At 34.5% G+C, this 4829-nt stretch carries 5 protein-coding genes; all 5 read left to right on the plus strand.

The features are described 5' to 3' along the window. Nucleotides 1-4: 4 nt before the first annotated feature. Nucleotides 5-1465 carry a cysteine--tRNA ligase gene (gene cysS / locus VKY47_RS04490; protein ID WP_324310716.1) on the plus strand — a complete coding sequence of 487 codons (1461 nt, stop codon included), beginning with the start codon at nt 5-7 and terminating at the stop codon, nt 1463-1465. 298 nt (nt 1466-1763) lie between these two features. After that, on the plus strand, nt 1764-2000 hold the full coding sequence (gene yidD, locus VKY47_RS04495) for a membrane protein insertion efficiency factor YidD (protein ID WP_324310707.1): 237 nt from the start codon (nt 1764-1766) through the stop codon (nt 1998-2000). A gap of 211 nt (nt 2001-2211) precedes the next feature. Continuing rightward, nucleotides 2212-3141: a prolipoprotein diacylglyceryl transferase gene (lgt, locus tag VKY47_RS04500; protein ID WP_324310709.1), complete on the plus strand. Its 930-nt coding sequence runs from the start codon at nt 2212-2214 to the stop codon at nt 3139-3141. A 1-nt stretch (nt 3142) separates the two neighbouring features. Next, the gene (locus tag VKY47_RS04505) at nt 3143-3655 is read left to right on the plus strand and encodes a DUF192 domain-containing protein (RefSeq protein ID WP_324310711.1); all 513 of its coding nucleotides are present in this window, start codon (nt 3143-3145) and stop codon (nt 3653-3655) included. 109 nt (nt 3656-3764) lie between these two features. After that, on the plus strand, nt 3765-4622 hold the full coding sequence (locus tag VKY47_RS04510) for an alpha/beta hydrolase family protein (protein WP_324310713.1): 858 nt from the start codon (nt 3765-3767) through the stop codon (nt 4620-4622). Nucleotides 4623-4829: the final 207 nt, after the last annotated feature.

The raw sequence follows: 4829 nt of genomic DNA on the forward strand, positions 1-4829 counted from the left end.
AGAGATAAAAATATACAATTCACTTTCAGGGGAAAAAGAGATTTTTAAACCTATTCACGAGGGCTATGTAGGCATGTACGTTTGTGGCCCAACAGTTTATAGTCATGTGCATTTAGGAAATGTTAGAACCTTTATGTCTTTCGATATGATTTACAGATATCTGAAGCACCTGGGTTATAAAGTACGTTATGTTAGAAACATTACCGATGCTGGACATTTAGAAAATGATGCCGATGAAGGTGAAGACAAAATAACAAAAAAAGCACGCTTAGAAGAAATAGAACCTATGGAAGTAGTACAACGCTATACTGTAGACTTCCACAACATTCTAAACACATTTAATTTTATACCACCAAGTATTGAGCCTACAGCTACGGGACATATTATTGAACAAATAGAATTAATTAAAACCATTATAGACAATGGTTTTGCATACCTAGTAAATGGCTCTGTGTATTTTGATGTTTTAAAATATAACGAAACCAATAATTACGGCATTTTAAGCAAGCGCAAAGTGGAAGATTTAATCCATAATACGCGCGAACTTGATGGACAAAGCGACAAAAAGAATCCACAGGATTTTGCCCTTTGGAAAAAAGCAGAACCACAACATATTATGCGTTGGCCTTCGCCTTGGAGCGATGGTTTTCCTGGTTGGCATTTAGAATGTACAGCCATGAGCACAAAATATCTTGGCGATCATTTTGATATTCATGGGGGCGGAATGGATTTAAAATTCCCACATCACGAGTGTGAAATTGCACAAAATCAAGCTGCTAAAGGAATAACACCAGTTAACTTCTGGATGCATGCCAATATGTTAGAGCTAAACGGACAAAGAATGTCTAAATCCACCGGAAACATTATAAACCCTAGAGAGTTGCTTTCTGGAGACAACAACATCATGTCTAAAGCGTACAGCCCAGAGGTTATTCGTTTCTTTATGATGCAGTCTTCTTATAGAAGTATTCTTGACTTAACAGATCCAGGCTTATCGGCTAGTGAAAAAGGTTTTTACCGACTTTTAGACGCTGTAAACTCATTAGAAAACCTACCAACATCAACCTCGTCAAGCATGGACGTTTCAGCATGGAAACAAACCTGCTACAATGCCATGAATGATGATTTTAATACCCCTATTTTAATTGCTAATTTATTTGAAGCTGTTAAATTTATCAATCAGGTGAAGGATGAAAAAGCGCGTCTTACAAAAGAAGACTTAGCGCTTTTAAAAGAAACCATTCATGCCTTTATGTTTGATGTTATGGGACTTAGAAACACGAATTCGATAGATGAAACTGGAAATACAGACAAACTTTCGGCTACCGTGCAACTGCTTATAAAATTACGCCAGGAAGCTAGAGATAATAAAGATTTTGCTTTATCCGATCAAATTAGGGATGAACTCGATGAACTTGGCATTCAATTGAATGACGGAAAGGACGGCACGAGCTTTAGTCTTTAACCTCACTTAGTTTGTTGTAAATCTTATTATTGTCTAGTTGCCTACTCGTTGATTAATGCTTAGAACAAATAGGGTCAATCCATGAGTTATTAAGCTATTTGAACATAGAATTATTAAACCAAGCTATTATCTCTAAAGAGTTTCAATTAATTACAAACGAAGATTACCTGACAATTAGAAATGAAATAGAATATATTACCAATTAAATATATGCTTTAAGAAATTATTTTTTTAAAGCATTTATTTAAACGTAAAACTAAAACTCGACTTAACAACAAACGACTTTACGACAAACCTTTTGAAACGTCTACTTACATATCCGTTTTTATTACTCATAAAAATATATCAGTTGTTTATTTCTCCATTTACACCAGCTACCTGCAGATTTCAACCTACTTGTTCGCACTATGCTAAAGAAGCTTTGGAAAAACACGGGTTTTTTAAGGGTGGAAAACTGGCAATTATACGGATTTTTAGTTGCCATCCCTGGGGCAGATCGGGTTACGATCCAGTACCGGAGAAGGATGACAACTAAAAATTTGCCGTACGGACAGGTCCCGACCCGCCCCCACAAAGATTTAAAAAAGGAATCCAAAATAAATAACTAATTATAAATTGTTTTCCTCCCGTACGGACAGGTCGCGACCTGTTCGTAACACGATAATGATAAATTCTCGTTAATCCTTTTTAACATATTCATTTAAATAGCCCATAAATGTTATATTTACATTCATAAAATTAATTCTATGTTTTTACTTAAGTTCGATTGGAATCCAATCTCTGGAATCGATATCATTGGAAATTTCAAACTTCATTTTTATAGCATGATGTGGATTATTGCCTTTCTTTTAGGATGGTACATTATGAAACGAATATTTATAAAAGAAAAAATAAAGCTAGAGTATTTAGATCCACTGTTTATTTATACGGTTTTTGCCACCATGTTGGGCGCACGTTTAGGACATGTTATCTTCTATCAGTCGGAATTAATTTCCCAAGACTTCTTCAGTATCTTTTTACCATTTCGCTTTCATCCAGAATTCGAATTTACCGGATTTCAAGGGTTAGCCAGCCATGGTGCTGCTATAGGAATTATCATCGGGATGTATCTCTACCGAAGAAAATACAAGTACAAAACCTTAATGTGGATTTTAGATCGTGTAGTTATTCCGGTTGCTTCTGGTGCTATTTTTATTAGAATTGGAAATTTTATTAATTCTGAAATCATTGGAAAAATAACCGATTCTGCTTTTGGTGTCCGCTTTATTCAAGATCAATATGGTCCAGGAGAAGCCATGCAACTTACAGGCATGCAAAACCCTAAAGCGGCTTATGATGCCATTGCCTCTAATCCACAATTCCAAGAATTATTACAAGAAGTGCCTTATAGACATCCAGCGCAATTATACGAGGCGTTTTGCTATGTTTTTGTGTTTTTAATCCTTTGGTATTTCTATACCAAAACCAGTAAAGCCAATCAGTCAGGGTTTTTATTCGGATTATTTTTAGTGCTTTTATGGACCATTAGATTGTTTGTGGAATTTGTAAAAGAACCACAAGGCGACGAATATATCACGCTTATGGGATTAAACACAGGGCAAATGCTTAGTGTTCCTTTTATACTAATTGGATTTTATTTTATGTTTGTTTATAAACCCAAAAATCAAACCGCTTAAAATGTTTTTCAAATTAAAATATACGCTTCCTATTGTTTATATATTAAGTATGGTTTCGATAGGATTGACAACTTCTTGTAAAGACGACAAGAAAATAATTAAAACAACCGAAGTTCCTTTTACCAAAGAAGGCGAATTAACTCTTTTTGAAGGTGAAACCCAAATTCCACTTTCAAAAATAGATATCGAAATTGCCGATAATGAGTACGAAACCCAAACGGGATTGATGTACAGAAGTTCTATGAAAGAAAACCAGGGTATGTTGTTTGTGTTTGAAGACGAAAGACCTCGATCTTTTTATATGAAAAATACCCAGTTTGCTTTGGATTTAATTTATTTGGACACCAATAAAACCATCGTGAGTTTTCAAGAAAATGCGCAACCATTGGATGAAAGCTCGCTGCCATCCATTTTTCCTGCCAAATATGTGTTGGAAGTAAATGCAGGCTTGGTTGCCAAATGGAAATTACAAGTTGGCGATAGCATGTTGTATTCTGTGGTTAGTACACAGTAGACAGGGGGTAGTTATTAGACACGATAGCAGAAGTTAAAAGCGTATTTCAATAGCTAATAACTCTTTATCAAAAGCATGTATTTGCTTTTACATAAGCCTAAGAAACGAGATGAATTACAGCGTAAAAAACATATTATTAGCTACATCTTTCCAACATAAAATAAGTGTTTCCATATTTTACCCAGAAAACTCTAGCAACAAAAGCATCATTATATCTTCTGCAACGGGGGTTTTACAAAAATACTATTCCAGATTTGCTAGTCATTTCTCTTCTTTAGGGTTTACAGTTTACACTTTTGATTATTACGGAATTGGCGCATCAAACTCGAAAAGCATCAAACATATTACTGCTAATTTAAACGCATGGGCTTTCGATCAAGCTGCCGTAATAAAATATGCCAAAGAAACGAATCCAGAACATAAAATTATTCTAATAACACATAGCATTGGCGGTCAGCTTATGGGTTTAAATGCTGAGATTAAACTTGTAGACAGTATTATAACCATTGCTTCACAAACTGGCTATTGGAAATATTTTAAAGGCTTTTCAAGATTTAGAATGTTTATGTTTTGGTATGTACTCATTCCATTTACAACTCCAATTTTTGGTTATTTTCCAGCTAAAAAACTAGGCTTGTTTGAGAACATTCCTAAGCAAGTAGCATACCAATGGCGCCAATGGGGAATCCATCCCAATTATATGTTTGGACATTTTAAGAATACTGAATTATATTTTAGTACGGTTAGCTGTCCAGTGTTAATACTTAGTTTTCCGAGAGATTTATTCGCTTCAAAGGCATCGGTAGATTGGTTGGCCTCAAAATTAACCCATGCAAAAGTGGATAGAAGACATCTAATTCCTGCAGACTTAAACATTAAGGATGTTCAGCATTTTGGATATTTTAAAAAAGAGTATCAAGACTCCCTTTGGAAGCTAACAGAAACTTGGATTAACGAGAATAGTTAATTTACACCTTTTAGGTTTTTAAAACCTGAAAGGTCTAAACACAAAAAAGCCTTTTTGAAACAAATCAAAAAGGCTTTTTTTATATAATTTATACTTGTTTAAGCTTATGCTTTAACAACTTCTTCTTTTGGTTTATCTTTTAAAGAATCGTGGGCACCTCCTTTTTTCACTGCATCGTACATAATTGGTGTTGCAATAAATAAAGAT

The organism is Xanthomarina sp. (genome assembly GCF_035306705.1).
Taxonomy (GTDB): domain Bacteria; phylum Bacteroidota; class Bacteroidia; order Flavobacteriales; family Flavobacteriaceae; genus Xanthomarina.

What these genes read in the sequence shown, in the direction of transcription:
- lgt (WP_324310709.1), top strand. Translation starts at nt 2,212, where the DNA reads ATGTTTTTACTTAAGTTCGATTGGAATCCAATCTCTGGAATCGATATC.
- VKY47_RS04505 (WP_324310711.1), top strand. Translation starts at nt 3,143, where the DNA reads ATGTTTTTCAAATTAAAATATACGCTTCCTATTGTTTATATATTAAGT.
- VKY47_RS04510 (WP_324310713.1), top strand. Translation starts at nt 3,765, where the DNA reads ATGAATTACAGCGTAAAAAACATATTATTAGCTACATCTTTCCAACAT.